The 17,422-nt window shown below is 35.1% G+C and carries 12 protein-coding genes and 1 pseudogene; 11 read left to right on the plus strand and 2 right to left on the minus strand.

Going from position 1 to position 17,422, the window contains the following annotated elements; all coding sequences use genetic code 11:
• The 6 genes and pseudogenes from H4J62_RS16585 to H4J62_RS20515 all read left to right on the plus strand — a co-directional run.
• Positions 1-319, plus strand: a 319-nt coding sequence (locus H4J62_RS16585) for a zinc ribbon domain-containing protein (protein ID WP_182231348.1), incomplete at its 5' end; no start/stop codon positions are given.
• A gap of 114 nt (positions 320-433) precedes the next feature.
• Complete coding sequence (locus H4J62_RS16590; RefSeq protein ID WP_182218540.1) at positions 434-1,309, plus strand: dienelactone hydrolase family protein; 876 nt, start codon at positions 434-436, stop codon at positions 1,307-1,309.
• 231 nt (positions 1,310-1,540) lie between these two features.
• On the plus strand, positions 1,541-3,166 hold the full coding sequence (locus H4J62_RS16595) for an FAD-dependent oxidoreductase (RefSeq protein ID WP_182218539.1): 1,626 nt from the start codon (positions 1,541-1,543) through the stop codon (positions 3,164-3,166).
• Positions 3,167-3,322: 156 nt separating this feature from the next.
• Positions 3,323-4,174, plus strand: a complete 852-nt coding sequence (locus H4J62_RS16600) for a PEP-CTERM sorting domain-containing protein (RefSeq protein WP_182218537.1) — start codon at positions 3,323-3,325, stop codon at positions 4,172-4,174.
• 306 nt (positions 4,175-4,480) lie between these two features.
• On the plus strand, positions 4,481-5,518 hold the full coding sequence (locus H4J62_RS16605; protein WP_182218535.1) for an IS110 family transposase: 1,038 nt from the start codon (positions 4,481-4,483) through the stop codon (positions 5,516-5,518).
• Positions 5,519-5,769: 251 nt separating this feature from the next.
• Positions 5,770-6,167, plus strand: a pseudogene (locus H4J62_RS20515) (transposase); the annotation flags it as partial.
• Positions 6,168-6,523: 356 nt separating this feature from the next.
• Here the strand turns inward: H4J62_RS20515 and prsT are convergent.
• Both prsT and H4J62_RS20680 read right to left on the minus strand, forming a co-directional pair.
• Positions 6,524-9,184 carry an XrtA/PEP-CTERM system TPR-repeat protein PrsT gene (gene prsT / locus H4J62_RS16615; RefSeq protein WP_182218532.1) on the minus strand — a complete coding sequence of 887 codons (2,661 nt, stop codon included), beginning with the start codon at positions 9,182-9,184 and terminating at the stop codon, positions 6,524-6,526.
• 221 nt (positions 9,185-9,405) lie between these two features.
• Positions 9,406-10,497 (minus strand): GNAT family N-acetyltransferase, encoded by a 1,092-nt coding sequence (locus tag H4J62_RS20680; protein WP_182231349.1) that lies wholly within the window; start codon positions 10,495-10,497, stop codon positions 9,406-9,408.
• Between the two features lie 96 nt (positions 10,498-10,593).
• On the opposite strand from H4J62_RS20680, the gene H4J62_RS16625 reads away from it, so the two are divergent.
• The 5 genes from H4J62_RS16625 to H4J62_RS16645 are packed head-to-tail and all read left to right on the plus strand — an operon-like array spanning position 10,594 to position 17,303.
• Complete coding sequence (locus H4J62_RS16625; protein ID WP_182231350.1) at positions 10,594-13,161, plus strand: hypothetical protein; 2,568 nt, start codon at positions 10,594-10,596, stop codon at positions 13,159-13,161.
• Positions 13,158-14,120 (plus strand): glycosyltransferase family 2 protein, encoded by a 963-nt coding sequence (locus H4J62_RS16630; RefSeq protein WP_182217645.1) that lies wholly within the window; start codon positions 13,158-13,160, stop codon positions 14,118-14,120. Before H4J62_RS16625 ends, H4J62_RS16630 begins: the two co-directional genes overlap by 4 nt.
• Positions 14,117-15,253, plus strand: a complete 1,137-nt coding sequence (locus H4J62_RS16635; RefSeq protein WP_182217647.1) for a glycosyltransferase — start codon at positions 14,117-14,119, stop codon at positions 15,251-15,253. Before H4J62_RS16630 ends, H4J62_RS16635 begins: the two co-directional genes overlap by 4 nt.
• Positions 15,253-16,254, plus strand: coding sequence for a WalW protein (locus tag H4J62_RS16640; RefSeq protein ID WP_182217649.1), 1,002 nt, complete (start codon positions 15,253-15,255; stop codon positions 16,252-16,254). Before H4J62_RS16635 ends, H4J62_RS16640 begins: the two co-directional genes overlap by 1 nt.
• Positions 16,251-17,303 (plus strand): FemAB family XrtA/PEP-CTERM system-associated protein, encoded by a 1,053-nt coding sequence (locus H4J62_RS16645; protein ID WP_182217651.1) that lies wholly within the window; start codon positions 16,251-16,253, stop codon positions 17,301-17,303. The genes H4J62_RS16640 and H4J62_RS16645 overlap by 4 nt, the downstream gene beginning before the upstream one ends.
• Positions 17,304-17,422 lie beyond the last annotated feature (119 nt).

Genomic DNA, 17,422 nt, shown 5'->3' on the forward strand with positions numbered 1-17,422 from the left:
GTATAAGGCTGAATTAAATGGCGTAGTTTACCATGAAATTGGTCGGTTTGTGAAATCTTCCGGCATTTGCTATGGATGTAAGTATGAGCATAAATTCGATTTGAGTGTGCGAGAATTTTCCTGTGAGAGCTGTGGATTAGTACAGTGCAGAGATTTAGCAGCAGCTAAATCTGTTGCAGACACAGGCGAAAAAGAGTTAATAGCTAATGGAATATTAGCTAGGGCGTTGCCCAAATTTCAGCAGAAATCACCTTCTAAAATGAAAGTCTTTGAGCAATCAAAGTTTGGTGTGGGATCTGAGAAAAAAGAAGCAGCCTAGTTATCAAAAGCTAGATTGCAGAAGCCCCGTGATCAGAGCGAAGCGAAGTCGCGGGGTAGTTCACCGTGTGTATTGTTATTTGATAAAAACTCTCTAAATAAAAAGGAATTTATTATGTTTAAAATATTAGGCTTTATTGTATCTGTACTCTTATGTTCACTTCCCGTTTCTGCAAAAATTAAAATTGAGAAACACCAGCTTCCAATCATTAATTACGTAAGTATTCCCGTTCAAACACTTGAAAATAGCTGGCTAGTATCGGCAAAATTAAGCATTCCACGAACAGATAATACTTCAAAAATGCCTGCAGTAGTCATTATGCATAGCTCAGGTGGTATAGATAGCACGGGTGATTTTTACGCAAAGTCGCTTAATAAAAATGGGATCGTAACCATTGAACTTGATCTTTGGGGCGCTCGCAACCTCGCTGGAGGAACCGACAGACCAGCCAGTCCACAAGAAACCTTACCCGATGCTATTGCTGCATTACATTATTTAGCGTCAAGACCCGACATAGACTCGTCTAAAATAGGTATTATTGGATTTTCTTGGGGTGGAGTTTTATCCATGTTAACGGCTACTGAACAATATATGGGTATGACAGGTAGCTCTCTTAGATATGCCGCCCATGTTGCTCATTACCCTGTTTGTTGGGTATACAATAATGTTCCTGGTTTTGAATTTGAAAAACTCACCGGTGCACCGGTATTGATTCAAACCGGGCAATATGACGATTACGACTTACCTGACACCTGTTCAAACATGGTGAACAATTTAGTTGATATAGATAAAGAGTTAACTGACCTTAATGTATATAAAAAAGCTTACCACGCATGGGATAGACTTGAACCTACCTTAATCGTTGAAGATCCTTTTGCACATTTAGGACAAGGCGGCACTGTGACCTTAAAGCCGAATAAGAAACTTGCAGTTAAATCTCGTCACAAGGCTGTAAAGTTTTTCAACAAAGCTTTTGATCTTAATGAGTAATAATATTTAAAAATATCAGCAAATAGAATAAATGCCCTGTGATGCCGGTAGCTTTCAAAATAAAACGACTGGCATCACAATACGAGTTTTAAAAAAGCAATAACTTCCTCTACAAAATTTTATGAAACTGATGCAGGATCAATAAAAACACGAATTTATTGTCTTAAAAATGCCAATAAAATTATTATGTCATATAATAATTTACAATCTATATATTCAAAAAGAGTAACTATGAATAACCTAATTTCGCTATTAACAATAATAGTGGGTAAAGACTACATTTTTACTTCAAGTGAAAAAGTCGCTGAATATAATTTAGGAACATTCCCTCATAAAAATACAAATAAAATTGTAATCAAACCTGCAAATACAACGCAAGTTCAGCAAATAGTTAAAACCATTAACCAGTATAATTTATCCAATGACGACTCGAAGTTTTCAATTAGCACGGTAAGCTCAGGAAAAAACTGGGGATATTCGGCGCAAGAACCAAGTTTTGATAATGCCATATTAATGAAACTTTCACGTATTAAAGAACTCGATAACTACGACGACAAGCAAGGTACTATTACCTTAACCCCAGGTGTAACCCAACAAGATCTTTACGAATACTTACAAGAACAAGGTGGAAAGTTTTGGATGGACGCCACAGGGGCGTCTCCTGAGTGTAGTATTATCGGTAATACGATGGAAAGAGGTTTTGGCCATACCGAATATGGTGATCATTTTAACAACGTATGTAGTTTTGAAGTGATATTAGCTGATGGCAGTTTAATTAACACCGGCTTTAAACAGTTCTCAAAAAATGGTGTGATACCGGTGGCAGCAGATTGTTATAAATGGGGTATTGGCCCTTATGTTGATGGTTTATTCACGCAATCAAATTTTGGTATTGTCACCAAGATGACTTTATGGCTTATGCCAAAACCTGAACATTTTGAAGCATTCTTTATTAGCATTAAAGACGAAGATAAAATAGCGGATTTAATCGATGCACTACAACCGTTAAAATTAAATGGTATTATTAAAAGTTCAGCTCATATAGGTAACGATCATAAAGCGATTCAAGCACTCAGCTTTTATCCTTGGAAAAAAGCGAAAAATCAAACGCCATTACCCGAATCCATCAAAAACACGTTAAAAAAGAAGTTTATGGTTAATGCTTGGAGTGTATCGGGTGCATTCTACGGCACAAAGGCAGAAGTAAAAGTCTGGAAAAAAATACTTAAACAGGCGATTAAACCCGTTACAACTGATATCAAATTCATCGACCAATCGACTTTAAATCTAGCGATGAAATTTAAAGGCATACTGAGTTTAATTACCGGGATAGATTTCAATAGCAATATCCCTTTGCTTGAAAAAGTATTTCGTCTCAAACAAGGTATTCCCACTAATTACTTTATTCCAAGCACTTATTGGCGAAAGAAAACACCACCCAAAACTATCGACGGATTAGATCCCACTCAAGACAACGTCGGTTTACTATGGTTAGCCCCAATAGCCCCCATCGATGGCCAACATGTAAAAGCAATGGTTAAAATTATTAATACCATTCAAATTAAGTATGGTTACGAACCAGGGTTATCAATCACCCTATTAACTGAACGAACTTTAGACTGCGTTGTGTCGCTGGTATATGACCGTGATATAGAAGGTGAAGATGTAAAAGCCTTGGCGTGCCATGATGAGATGTTTGAAGCGCTAACCAATGAAGGCTATTTTCCTTATAGGCTTTCGAGTCATGCGCATAAAGCATTTTCTGAAATAGAAAGTAGCCTATCTCCTGTATTAAGATCCTTAAAGCAACAATTGGATCCTGAGGATCTACTATCACCTAAAAAATACAATATTTAGTGTCGGATTAATTTACACTTTTAATTAAAGCACAACAATAAAAAACAAAGACAGCATATAAAACAACAACTTAAAAAGTTGGCACGATAAGAGCATAATAAAAAGCAAGTAACTAATTAAAACAAACAAGCATTCCACATGGAATCGGAGAGAAAAATGAAATTAACTAAATTAGCAAAAAATTTATTAGCAGTATCTGCACTTACGGTTGCCTCTTTTGGTGCGAATGCTGGTGCAATAGCAACATCTGAGTTTACAATATCAGGCTTTGGCATATACCAAGGAGATGGTGCTGGTAATATAATATCAGCAACACCTTTAAGTGGTATTACTATTAGCGAATCTGATTTTTTTGGTTCAACCGCTGGGACTGGAAATTCACAATTATCAATGGATGATATTTTCACAGATCCTAACGAGACTGAATTTGATACGAACAACTTAGGTTATGAAAATTTTTCATTTGGCGTAACTGATGGACTAAATTCAGCTAATCTTCAATTTACAGGAGCTAATGGTTCTACAGCACCTACCGGTAGCACTTATGCTCATGCAGAAGTAGCAGGTACATCAACTGCTGAAGCAAGTACGAGACTAGAAAACTCAGCTAGGTTTACTTATTCTGATGGCGACGATAATACAAGCGCAGGAACAACAACTAACGCACTATTTGCTTATTCTTATTTGTTATCTCTAATTGCTGACTCTACGGTTTCTTGGGAAACGGGCACCGCTGAAGCTTATGGTGATTTTCAAGTGATGTTATTTGGTGGAGGGGCACCCCAAACGGTCTTCGATTTCAATTTTTCGAATCAAAATCTTCCTAACATTGCTGATAGTGGTTCAAAAACTGCAGCAGCAATCTTGATGGAAGGTATTAACTACACTATAACAGTTGTTCAAACATCTTCCGTTGATGTTCGTAGCGTTGCAGAGCCTACAACTATCGCTATGTTAGGCTTAGGTTTATTAGGTTTTGCTGGTGTTTCACGTCGTCGCAAGTCTTAATAAGTTCCTCTCCAAATTATAACTATTAAAAACCTTCTTCAAGAAGGTTTTTTTATATCATTATTTCAAGTTTAATGTGATTAGACGTTAACTAGTAATGCAAATTTGGTGTAACCTAAAAAAATTCTCAAGAGTTAAGAGCTCTACTTTAAACAGAGTAAAACAAAAATTGTCAAAATGGATGATATGAAGCGTAAAGACAATAGTGACGTGGTCTAATTGATACGACTACCCCAGATAATTGGACTCCCCAACCCTTGAGCGCTAAGCTACTTTAGTCGTTCTATCAAATAATGGAGTCTATTTATGAAAAATACTATTGTTGGTGTTGATTTAGCAAAAAATATAATTCAAATTTGTGTTCATACAAATAAAAAAGTGCATTCTAATACAGAAATGACACCGGATGAATTTATAGCATGGCTTGCTAACTCTACTCCTATAACAGTTGTATTTGAAGCTTGTGGAACTTCGAATTATTGGAAGCAGAAAGCGATTTCTTTAGGTCATGATGCTCGTCTTATTTCAACTAAATTAGTCGGTGCAATAAGGAAAAATCAAAAAACGGATAAAAATGATGCTTTGGCTATTGTTCAAGCGACATTACTGCCTGATGTAGTTTTTATCTCTGGTAAATCAACAGAGCAGCAACAATTACAATCAATAATGAGATTTAGAGAGCTGAGTGTTAAGCAGAAAGTAGCATCCGGTAATCAATTAAAGGCTCTCTTACTAGAATTTAACATCAAGGTATCAAGTAAGCTAGGCGGCCTAAAAGGGGTAATTAAATCTACACTAGAAGATGCTGAAAATGGTTTGACCTTTGAGTTCAGAGACGCTTTATCAGCAGCTTGGGCTCAATATTTATCGATCAACAAAGCAATTGACCTTTATGATGAGTGCCTAAATAAATCAATAGAAACACATCCTGATTGTAAAAAGTTACTTAAAATTGAAGGTGTTGGACCATTAAATGCAATTAACCTATACATTGCGTTAGGTTGTGCTGAACTAGGTACATTCACAAAAGGAAAAGATGCATCGGCATGTATTGGATTAACACCAATACAGCACTCATCTGGTGGTAAGGCTAAAATTGGTACAATAGGACGACATGTGAAAAATAGCAGGTTAAGGACGCAATTAATTACAGGCGCTATGTCAGTTATCCATCGAGTTACAACAAGAGCGTCTATAACTAAAAAAGATGCTTGGTTAAAGTCACTAATTGAACGACGCGGAAAAAAATGTGCTGCTGTAGCACTTGCAAATAAAACAGTAAGAACAGCCTACACGATGCTCACTAAAAATACAGAATATACAGCTGAGATCCTCCCAGCTTAAAAAAGAGTTCAATCAATAAAAATGAAATATCGAAGATAAAAATCAGCAGGCCAAGACAGTCCTTAACATAGAGCATAAAGCTCGTACCCCAGATTTGTCAGCCTGTTCGCGTAAATATCAAAGAGCCAGGGTTAGCTACTCAATAGAGCTCGTACATAAGTACGCATTTATTTCTTCAAGTATTTATTTTTGTTGTTGACACGGGGGAGTCCACATAAGTTAAAACATAATAGACTTAACTGGAGATACAAATGAAAAGCCGTAAAACTTATTCAAATGAATTCAAACTAGATGCAATTCCACTCGTTAGGGATCAAAACTACGCCGCAGCAGAAGCCGCTAGAAATTTAGACCTCAGTGCTCAAGTTCTTGGTCAATGAATCAAAGAAGCTGAAAATGGTGGTGGTCATGCTTTTAGAGGAAACGGAAAGCTAACGCCAGAGCAAGATGAAATCCGTAAACTTAAAGCCCAAGTAAAGCGCCTAGAAATGGAGCGTGAGATGTTAAAAAAAGCGACGGTCTTCTTTGCAAAAGAAACAAAATAAAATACTCGTTTGTTACCCAACATAAGAAGATCTGGCCTGTGATACTTATGTGTCGAGTACTGGGTATAAAAAGTAACAATTATTGCAGTTATCAGAAAAGAAAGGCTCAAAGCCCCAATGAATTTGAATGTAACGAAAGATAATTGAAAAAGGTAGCTTAACGAATTTAACTAGGGTGTCCGAATTTGGTTGACCAGGTCATGACATACCTTTAACAACTTAATTTTATTTAATTATAATTAAGAAATAAAAATAAACTTCTAAATTAAAAGTGGACCCTGTAACAAAATCTGTTACAGGGTCTAAAAATGCACTATATAGATACGAAAAAGCCACGATCATTATTGCTTTATCGTATCTCCAGCCTAGTAAATATTAAAACATTTCGACCAGCATCAAAACTCCTCATCTATAATTGTACGATCTGTATATTGCATTTGCATTAATACTCACACAATATTTATTGAGCAGTCGCATCCTCTAAATGCTTCAATATTTCTGTATCATTTGGGGCTAACTGCTTAGCTTTAGTCAACAACTCAATTGCTATCGCTTTCTGACCTAACGCAAGTTTAATTAAGGCTGCAGTATCAAAAAGTTGAGGGTGATTTTTATTTAAATCTAACGCTCGCATCGCATAAATATCTGCTGGTTCAAAATATCCCAACTTGTACTCGACCCAAGCTAAATTATTTAAAATAAGTAGATCATCTGGTGATTGTTCTAATAAAACCAAGTAATACTCCTTTGATAAAAGAAGATCAAAGTTAATAGCAATTTCAGCCAATAAATTTTTATTTATTAGATCATTAGGGTAAGAGGCAACATGTTCTTTCATAAATTCAAATGCACTTTTTTCTTGTTTTAACTTTTTATGAAGAGAAAAAAGTAACGATGCATTATATGAACTAGGTAATAATTCATATAGAGCTTCTATACCCGGAAGAGCTTGCTGATACTTTCCTTCTGTAAACCATATTTTACCTTGTAGTCCTCTAACAAAAGGTAATTTTATTTGTTCTTCGGTTAAGCTATCAATCTGTATTTGAGCTATATTAAATTGTTCTGTTAAAATCAGGTAACTGGCACGTAAAATATTAAATTGACCATCTTTTGGAAATGTTTCTAATACCTTTTCAACGGTTGAAAGGGCACCACCGTAATCAGCAAGTTTTTCCTGGGTAGCAACTTTTTTTAGCCATGCTGTTCTGTATTGTGGTTGAAATTTAATCCAGTCATCGTAAATAGTTAGAGCCTTTTCATTTTCATTTAGTTTTAAGTAACTACTACCAAGCAAACTCCAATGCAGAGGAGTTGTAGTCGAATCGACCTTTAAAGCTTTCAATAAAGTTATAACTTCATTAAATTTTTCATCTATAAAAAGCACTCGAGAATATAACAAACGGTGAGCAATACTATCTTTATTTTCAGAAAAACTATTAGCAATTTTATCAATAGCACTATCAATTGTACTTAATTCTTTGTGTGCTCGATAATTCAACGTTAGGGCTTTAATATTATTTGGGAAAGTGCTTAGTAGTACATCAAGAAATTTTATTGACTCTGCTGAATCTTTATTTTTAAGTGCCTTGTTAGCAAAATACAAAAGTGATTGACTATTACCTTTGTCAACCGTTAAAGCAAAATTGAATTCAATTTCAGCGGACTCGATCTCTTTTGTTAATAAATAAATAGTTGCTGCTAGGTTGTACCCTTCTGTTTTATCAGGATCTTCAACTTTCCATTTCTCTGCAATAGCTAAAGCTTTATCATATGCTTTATTTTGAATATAAGCAGACGCAAGAGCTAGTTTAGCTAAAGGTAAATCAGGTGCAATCTCAGATGCTTTTTCTAAATCCGCTATTCCTTCTAAATCGTTCATTGAAAGCTTCAAAATACCAATTTTAACTATATCTTGTGGATTAGTAATGTTCATCTCGCTTGTTTTTTCTACTAATTCCCCAGCTTCTTGAAATTTACCAGCTTTTAAAAGTTCGAAACTGGCTGCCGTAAGTAAATTAATATCATCAACCGTAGCGCCATCCATAATTTGTAATGTTTCACCTGCTTCGGAACTATAACCGAGCTGTAACTGAACGACTGCTAATACCTTTCGAACTGGATGTGCGACTGGTAAAGACCCAGTGATTGCAATCAGTAAATGATAAGACCGTTCATATTGCTCTAATTTAAAGGCACTCAAACCAGCAATGATTCTATTAGATGGAACATTAAGACCATTCTGAATTGCTTTGTCTGTATGTATTAATGCATTTTCATAATCACTACCTCTATAATAAACTAATCCTTTCAGTTGATTTATGAAAGGATGTTCCGGTAGTATTTTCAACAAAAAGTCTAAATGTTCATTAGCCTCAGAATACTGATCATTTCTGATATAGCTATTAGCTAAAAACAATCTGATTTGTATGTTTTTTGGCAGTAAACGATGGTATTCATTAAAGGCATCAATGGCACTTACATAATCACCATCAATGAAAAGTAATTGCCCTTTTAATAATAAAGCTTCTGTTAATTCTGGTGTTTTTATTAATATACTTTCAATTAAACCTAGAGCTCCACTTTGATTAGTGGATTCTGCCATAAGATAAGCCTCACCTAGTTGGCTATAAACCGATTCAGATGAATTTTCACTTGCTTGTACAATAGTTTCTTCAGCTTTTTTCTTATCACCAAGTTTTAAATAAGCTAATGTTTTATAAAGTAAAATCTCAGGTAAAACTGTTCCTTGTGACATTCTACTTTGATTAGCTAGCGTTAAAACCTCTTCACTTTTATTTTGTAAATTAAGTGCTTTAAATAATTTAGGCAATATAACTTCTGCATCCCCATTTAGCTCTAAAGATCGCCTTAATTCTTTTTCTGCGGCTTCAACATCCCCGAATTCTAGGTATAATGTCCCTAATAGGAGTCTGGATTCTGGATTTTCAAGTTCGATAGATATAGCATTTTTTAATTCTAAAATTGCTGCTGAACTTTTACCATTGGCAATATGCGTTTTAGCGCTTTGAATGTATTCTTCTGATGTTTTATTAGGAGAACAAGCAGTTAAGCTGCAAACCAAACCTATTGTGAGAATTAATTTATTACTGAATTTCATGGTATTCCTTCACTGTATTTTATTGTGCTTTCATACTTTGAGCCGAAATCGTAATCAATTTAAGCTTAAATAATTATGACTTACTATGTTAAATACTAACAAGATAATACTCTGTTGAATATTGCTTTATAATGTTTAATTTTATTCTCTAGTCTTAATAATAAATTTTTTCTGTGGTAACAATGCATAGCTAAATTGTACTATTTATAAGCTATTGAACTTTAATGATCTAATCGCCCTTTAATAATTCTAAGTGTACTTTCTATAGAGAAAACTAAACTACTCTTATAGTAACCGCACATATTATGTGCATATTCACTATTAGATAGAGATTGCTTATACCTAGACTTACCCGCCAAAAAATCATAATACTTCAAATTTCTTTCTCTATAATGTTCTATAGCTAAACTATGCAGATACATACCTAACTTTACTTTTCCTTCAAATTCATTACTAAATGCTGATAGATAGAAATACACTCTATCTTTGTACAAATAATTAATCAGGTAAGCGATAGGTTTATCATTAAGTGTTAGTTCTGCAATTTCTGAATGCTTATTCATTAATTGAGCTTTAAAACAACTTACAAAGGTAGGGTTTTCAAACCCACTTGGAGTGGGAGTATTTTTCCATTTATTTATATGAAATGCTCTGACCGAATTAAGTGTTTGCAGTTTTTCTTTTGGCAAGGTCACAACCCTAAAACTTAAATAACCTTTCTGAGATAATAGTCGCTGTGTTTGATTTATTTTTTGGCGGGTATTTCTTGATAAAACCTCCGATTTATATGAAGTATTAATGTCTTGCAAATTAACTTGGTAACCAAAATCTTCGATTATATTCCGTTTATTATTCGATAAAACATCTAATGTTTCTTCGGCTTTATTTGATAACATTCCCGCTATAAATTCACTCCACTTATCCTGCTTTGAAAGAAATAACATCAGGGCATGCCTTAACTCATACTCATATTTTTTATCGATAAGAAAATCATTGTACTCGATCCAAGATTGATCGAGCGCTTCTTCACCTGTCCGATTTAACCACCATTGCGTTGTACTTCGCAAACCAAGAACTTTACGTTCTTTTTCAAAAATAACCGCTAAAGCCATTACTTGATTGTTAATTGTAGCTTTCAATAAATAAAAAGGTTGTTTTACTTGTTGTAACCAGGCACCGAACCAATCCCAAGTTAAAAAATAGTGACAGTTCGAACGCCTCTGTAAATCAAGCCAAATGATCTCTAATTCATTTGCACAGTTAGCGCTTGAATAGGTCATTTCAACTTTGATCATTTCTTGTATGCGTTGCACTCGTTCAACTTACCTTTAATTATTGACTTATAAAGCGATTATCGGCACTATTTGTAACCTAATTATTGCTAAAAATCTATTTGTTTTGGAAAGATCTTGATAGTTCCATTTAAAGTAAATGAGCACAACCCGCAAGCTCTAAACACTCAAGTTGTTAGTTTTTCGTTTCCATTGTCTGCAAGCGAAATTTTCAAAACAGAAGAACTTCAATTATTCCATCATGAAAAAGTACAAATAGCTGAATTCCTGATTGTAAGTTATTGGCCTAACTCTTCAGTAAAGTGGGTAAGATGTAATTTCATCTTAGATGGTAAACAAAACGTAGATCCTAATTATGTTATCAAAAAACAACAAACTTGCGATCCTGTAACATTTAACCACGCTATTAATTGTGCAAGTATTCAAAACACATTTAAAATATCCAATGATAATTACAGCTTCCATTTACACAAGAATGAACTGCTCATAAACGAAATACCATGGGCGTTTAATTTAACTGGATTAAATAATGAAACATTAACGCTAATTGTTACTGACTTTTTGCCTGAAATGAATAAGTCTTCGCTCAAACAAGAAGTCGCTTACCATGGTGAGTTTAAAAATAATAATCATGATGCCGTTTTAGAATTCGACTGTAAGCTCACATTTAATGCTGCAACCCCAACAATTAAAATAGATTTTACATTACGTAATCCTAAACCTATGGTTCACAACAATGGAAAATGGGATTTAGGTAACAAAAACTCTTACCACTTTAAATCTTTGAATCTTGATTTTTTGTCTCTTGATTCTGACAAAGTAGCACTTAATATTTCCGATAAGGGTCAACACTTTCAGCACAGTGGTGCATGTTTACTGTATCAGGCTAGCAGTGGTGGTGATAATTGGAACTCAAGTAATCACATCGATGCTAAAGGAATAGTAAATAATTCATTCAAGGGGTTTCGAGTAACTGAAGGAATAGATGTTGTTTGCAGTGGTGATCGAGCAGAACCAACAATCAATGCAGTACTAAATAATAATAACCTATCAATTGCTTACAAAAATTTTTGGCAAACTTTTCCAAAATCTATTGAAAGCACGAATAACAAAATAACTCTGGGTTTATTCCCTCAAGATATAAACAAAAATCATGAGCTTCAACCTGGAGAGCAGACAACACATACCTTTTTTGTTAGTTATAGTAAGACTCCATCAAATCTTATAAATGTGAATGACCAAGAACTTTCGGTAAGCATTTGCCCTGAATACCTAGCATCAACCGATGTTATCCCATATTTTAGTAATTCGAACGATGAAGATATTACTAGTATTATTAACGAAGGTCTTACCTGTAAAGATAATTTTTTTGAAAAGCGTGAGGCAATCGATGAATATGGCTGGCGAAATTTTGGCGATATTTATGCTGACCATGAAACATTAGAGTATCAAGGTGATAAAGAGCTCATTTCCCACTATAACAATCAGTATGATGCTTTATACGGTTTCATCCGCCAGTTTCTCGTTACTGGAAACACTCAGTGGTGGACATTGGCAACAGATCTTGCTCAACACGTAAAAGACATAGATATTTATCACACTGATAAAGATAAAGCGGAATACAACCATGGTTTATTTTGGCATACCGACCATTATTTACCCGCAGAAACAGCGAGTCATAGAACCTATTCACAAAAGCAACCATCGAATGCATATCAAGATCATGCAGGAGGGGGGGGACCAGGTGGCCAACATTGCTACACGACAGGCTTGATGCTCCATTATTATTTAACTGCAGATGAAACCTCTAAGACAGCGGTAATAAAATTAGCTGAATGGATCGCTAATTTCTATGAAGGTTCCGGTACAGCTTTTGAGTTTTTACTCAGTATAAAAAACAGCGACACACCTGGCTTGAAAAACAAGCTAACCGGGCAATACCCTTTAGACAGAGGTACAGGTAACTACATTGTAGCGTTACTCGATGCCTATGAATTAACCAATAAACAGTCGTACTTAGATCGAGTTAGTTTGATCATTAAACATACTGCCACCCCCCATGAAAATTTAGCTAAAAGAGATTTAAGCAATATTGAAGAGTCATGGTTTTACACTATATTTTTACAAGCTGTTTTACGATATTTACTTGCTAAAAAACAAGCGAATCAAATAGACAGCTCGTTTAATTACGCTAAAAATTTATTGATGCACTTTTCTAATTGGATGATTAATAACGAAGCTCCATATTTAAATACGCCGGATAAGCTAGAATACCCTAACCATACATGGGCAGCCCAAGATATACGTAAAGCTAATGTGCTTTACGGTGCTTACTATTTTTCAGGAAACAATCAACTAAGTGCAAATAAATACAAAGATAAAGCAGACGAGTTTTATCTTTATGTATATAACTCATTGAAATCTGAAGACACTAGAACATGTACTCGAATTCTCGCTATTATGATGCAAAACGCCGGTTTTCAAAGCTTTATAAAACATAAGACTCTAAAAGCACTCACGAGAGAACAAGCAACTAAAATGGTGACGACGCCGAATTCGAGCAAGTTAGAATTAATCAAAACATTTACTAAAACGTTAAGACAAACATCACTAAAAAAAGAATTAACGTGGTTGTGCCTTCGTTCTAGTAAAGCTGAGCAGTTAATAGGAAAATTCATAAAATGAAAGTCTCCTTCATCATTCCACATAAAGGTCGATTAGAGATGCTTAAAGAAACAATTGTTTCTATTATAAATCTCAATTACGAACAATCGCAGATAGAGATTATTGTCGTAAGCCAAAACGAGGCTTTGTCAGCAAATGAACTTGTCTCAAATAACATTGATAATCAGATTAAAGTCATTTTAGCTGATCAAAAGGGAACCATCTCGAAATCGAGAAATATTGGTGCCGCAGAAGCTAAAGGAGAGTATTTAGCCTTTCTAGACGCAGACATCGATTTATCAAATAACTGGCTCGATGTTATGTTTGAAGAAATGAGTAAAGATGCACAACGAAAAATTGTTAGCGCGTACCAAGTTTGTGCCGATAACGCACCAGAGTTAGAGAAATTAAGAACTGAACTAAGTAATGCAGAAGTCGATGTAAATGTTAAGTTTCTACCGGGTCGAAATTTATTTTTGCATAAAGACACTTTTGCAGTGGTAAATGGTTTCCCTGAGCATCTAATAACCTGCGAAGATTATTATTTTACTGATAAGGTAGGAGAGTTAGGGGATTTATTTTATACCTCCAAGGCAAACTATGTGCACTTAGGCGAAGATAAAGAATGGGGGCAATTATTTCATAAAGAGATATGGCGAGGCCAATCAAATCTTAAATCCTTATCTGGCCGTACCATACCTATTAGAGAGTACCCTAGCCTGTTAGTCCCTTTATGGATTTTCTTTTTTAGCATTGCTGCTAGTCTTTTTTTACTCTTCGGTAATTTAAGCAATACATTGGTTTGTATTATCTTTATTGCATTACCTGTTTTTCTTTATAGTCAGCGATTGAGTCGTATGGCAAAAAGAAAAATTAAGTTTGGTATTATTGTTAAATTCTATTTGGTATATTTCGCTGCAAGAGCCATAGGCACGGTAGTTGGTTTAACAAAATCTTTTAACGTAAGGAATGCGGCGTGAGTCAACAGAAAGTAAGAGTTTTACAGTTTATTTGTTCTACCGGTTTTTATGGCGCAGAACGATGGATTTTAGCTTTAGCTAAAAACTTGCCAAAAGACAGTGTTCAATGTGACTTAGTTGTCACCTTAGAAGACAACTCCAAAAACTTAGAATTAGTTAAAGAATATAAAAAACAAGATATTGGTCAAGTATTTGAAGTGCCCATGCGCCATAAATTTGATTTTTCTGTTGTGAACAAGTTAGCAAAAATCATAAAAGACAATGGCTATGATGTCATTCATACTCATGGTTACAAGTCTGATATTTTAGGCGTATTAGCAGCTAAAAAGGCAGGAATTCGTTCTGTCATAACGCCACATGGTTTTGAAAATGCAGAAGATATAAAACTTCGCCTATTTATTTGGTTAGGCAATAGAATAATGAAGTATGCCAATGTTGTTGTTCCACTTTCTAAAGCTCTATGCGAAGACGTTAAAGGGTTTGGCGTTAAAGACAGCAAAATTGTATACGTACAAAATGGTGTCGATTTATCAGAAGTTGAAGAGCAAAAAGTTAAATTCAATAAATTAATGTCAGTGGGTGATGCCAAACGGATTGGTTTTGTTGGTCAAATGATCAGCAGAAAAAACATTCATGACATTTTAGATATTTTTGAGACCTTGGCTGGAAAGTATCCAAATATTTCACTCAGTTTATTGGGCGACGGGGAATCTCGAGCAGAATTAGAAGAACATACCAAAAGCTTAAACCACAAAAACCGCATTGAATTTATGGGCTACAGAGATGATCGACTTGAGCTACTTCAAAGCTTTGACCTATTTGTAATGACATCAACGCTTGAAGGTATTCCTCGCTGCCTAATGGAAGCAACTGCCATGGGTATACCTGTAGCAGCCTATAATATCGCAGGGGTTGATCAGCTCATTGAACATCAAAAAACAGGGTTGTTAGCCCCTTTTGGTGAGAAAGAAATATTAGCAACCTACTGGGAAGAGCTGCTCTTTGATGAAGAGAAAGCGAAAAAGCTAAGTGATAATGCCTGTGAATTTGTTAATGAAAATTATGCGGGTAAACGTATGGCCACAGAATACATTGAAGTGTTCAAGCAGCTATTAAATGGAAAGTACGATTAATGGCATTACTTGATAAGCCAAAAGTTCAATTTGTATTGTCAGTAGATACTGAAGAAGAATGGGATTGGTCTGGACCTTTCCCAGATAAAAACTTCTCTATCAATAATGTATTCGAAATCCCTGCATTCCAACTTTATTGCCAAGAATTAGGCATTAAACCTACTTATTTAGTGGATCATGCTGTATCTAATAATGTAGAAACTGCAGCGATATTAAAAGAATTACCTCGTAAAAATTGTGAGATCGGTGCTCATTTACACCCTTGGGTTAATCCGCCTTTTACAGAAAAAACCACGGAATTCCTTTCTCACGTAATAAATTTACCCATTGATATAGTGGAAGCAAAGCTCGTTGAATTAATCTCGAGTATTCAAACTAACATAGGTGTTAAACCGACATCATTTAGAACGGGTCGATGGGGGATTAATGGCGCTGTAATAGAGCTGTTAACCAAATATGATTTTGAAGTAGACAGCAGTATTTATCCTTTATACCACAACGATTTTTTTACTTGTGAAACTGCACCTATCAAGCAATATTACCCTAGTTTGGCTAATACAAATATTCATGATAAAAACCAAAAACATAATATCCTTGAGTTACCTGTTAGTTGCGGATTTAATCGTTCGAATTATTCGTTAGCACAAAAAATGCATCGGTTATTCGAAAAGCGTCCATTCTCGTGGTTAAAAATTAATGGGGCTTTATGGCATACGCTGCTATTAAGAAAGATATATTTAAGCCCTGAACTTTGCACTAGCAAAGACATGAATAGATTAATAGACAATAAGCTAAAAAATGGCGATAGCTGTTTCCATATGTATTTACATAGTTCAAGTCTACTAAGTGATGTCACAGGACTTAATAATGAAGTAAATGCTAGAGAAAATATCTGCCAGCGCATCAGTGAAGTAGTTCATCACTTATCACGTGTTGCCGATGTTGAGTTTGTAACCCTTACCGAAGCAAAGTCTAAAACAACCACTATGGAAAATGTATGATTAACATTAGATTAGTCCAAGATGTAGAGTTCAAAAATTGGGACAATTATGTTGAACATCACCCTTATGCATCTGCTTATCACCAAATAGCATGGAAAATATCCGTTGAAAATGCTTATAAGCATCGCTGTTGTTATTGGTTAGCTGAAAATGAGCAAAAAAACATTATTGGCATTCTACCATCCGTTTGGGTTAAATCGCCTATTTCAAAGGGTAGCCTTTGTGCCCTCCCCTATTGCGATGTAGGTGGGGTATTAGCAAATGACGACGAAATTGAACAAGCACTTATAAACGAAGCCATTAACTATTGTAAAGCGAACAATATTCCAACATTTGATAATCGTAGTAGTATGCCTAGTAAGTTGGCTTTCGAACATGAAAGTAGCCCTGCACCTAAAGTACGCATGTTAATCTCTTTTCCTGAGACTTCCGATGAATTATTTGCCGGTTTTAAATCAAAATTACGTAGTCAAATTCGAAAAGCTGAAAAAAATGGTTTAACAGCTTCAACGGCCACTGATTCAACTCACTTAGATACTTTCTATAACGTATTCACACGTAACATGCGCGACCTAGGTTCACCCGTTCATGCAAAAGAATGGTTTCAAGAATTAATAAACGCTTATGGTGAAGATATAATTATTGCTAATATTTATTTTGAAGGCAAAGTAATAGGTGCAGGTATTGTATTATTCGTGGGTAACAAAGCATGTATCCCGTGGGCGTCAACAAACGCCGATTATAATAAGTTAGCACCTAACATGTTGCTATACTGGACATTACTGAAGTTTGCAAACGACAAAGGCTGTAAAGAGTTTGATTTTGGTCGCTCCACGCTGGGTGAAGGCACTTACCGCTTCAAAAGCCAATGGGGCGCAGAGCCACAATTACTGAATTGGCAAAAGTTTGATACTAACGGTTTACTTCTAACAGAAAGTACGGGTGATGTTAGTAAGCTAAGAAAGTTTGTTGAACAAACCTGGCAGAAACTACCTGTAGGTTTAAGCGAATTTTTAGGCCCTAAGATACGACGATATATCAGCTTATAATTACCATCGTCATTCCGGTGGTGTTTTTGTAACTCACCTGAATGAACTTTCGTCATTCCGGTGTTGTTTTAGGCCGGAATCTATATAATACTTACAACAAAAATAATAAGGATATTTTC

Source organism: Colwellia sp. BRX8-5 (assembly GCF_014077325.1).
Classification (GTDB): domain Bacteria; phylum Pseudomonadota; class Gammaproteobacteria; order Enterobacterales; family Alteromonadaceae; genus Colwellia_A.

Bases quoted from the DNA above. Each gene is read 5' to 3' on its own strand.
- H4J62_RS16590 (WP_182218540.1), top strand. From the start codon at position 434: ATGTTTAAAATATTAGGCTTTATTGTATCTGTACTCTTATGTTCACTT.
- H4J62_RS16595 (WP_182218539.1), top strand. From the start codon at position 1,541: ATGAATAACCTAATTTCGCTATTAACAATAATAGTGGGTAAAGACTAC.
- H4J62_RS16600 (WP_182218537.1), top strand. From the start codon at position 3,323: ATGAAATTAACTAAATTAGCAAAAAATTTATTAGCAGTATCTGCACTT.
- H4J62_RS16605 (WP_182218535.1), top strand. From the start codon at position 4,481: ATGAAAAATACTATTGTTGGTGTTGATTTAGCAAAAAATATAATTCAA.
- prsT (WP_182218532.1), bottom strand. From the start codon at position 9,184: ATGAAATTCAGTAATAAATTAATTCTCACAATAGGTTTGGTTTGCAGC.
- H4J62_RS16630 (WP_182217645.1), top strand. From the start codon at position 13,158: ATGAAAGTCTCCTTCATCATTCCACATAAAGGTCGATTAGAGATGCTT.
- H4J62_RS16640 (WP_182217649.1), top strand. From the start codon at position 15,253: ATGGCATTACTTGATAAGCCAAAAGTTCAATTTGTATTGTCAGTAGAT.
- H4J62_RS16645 (WP_182217651.1), top strand. From the start codon at position 16,251: ATGATTAACATTAGATTAGTCCAAGATGTAGAGTTCAAAAATTGGGAC.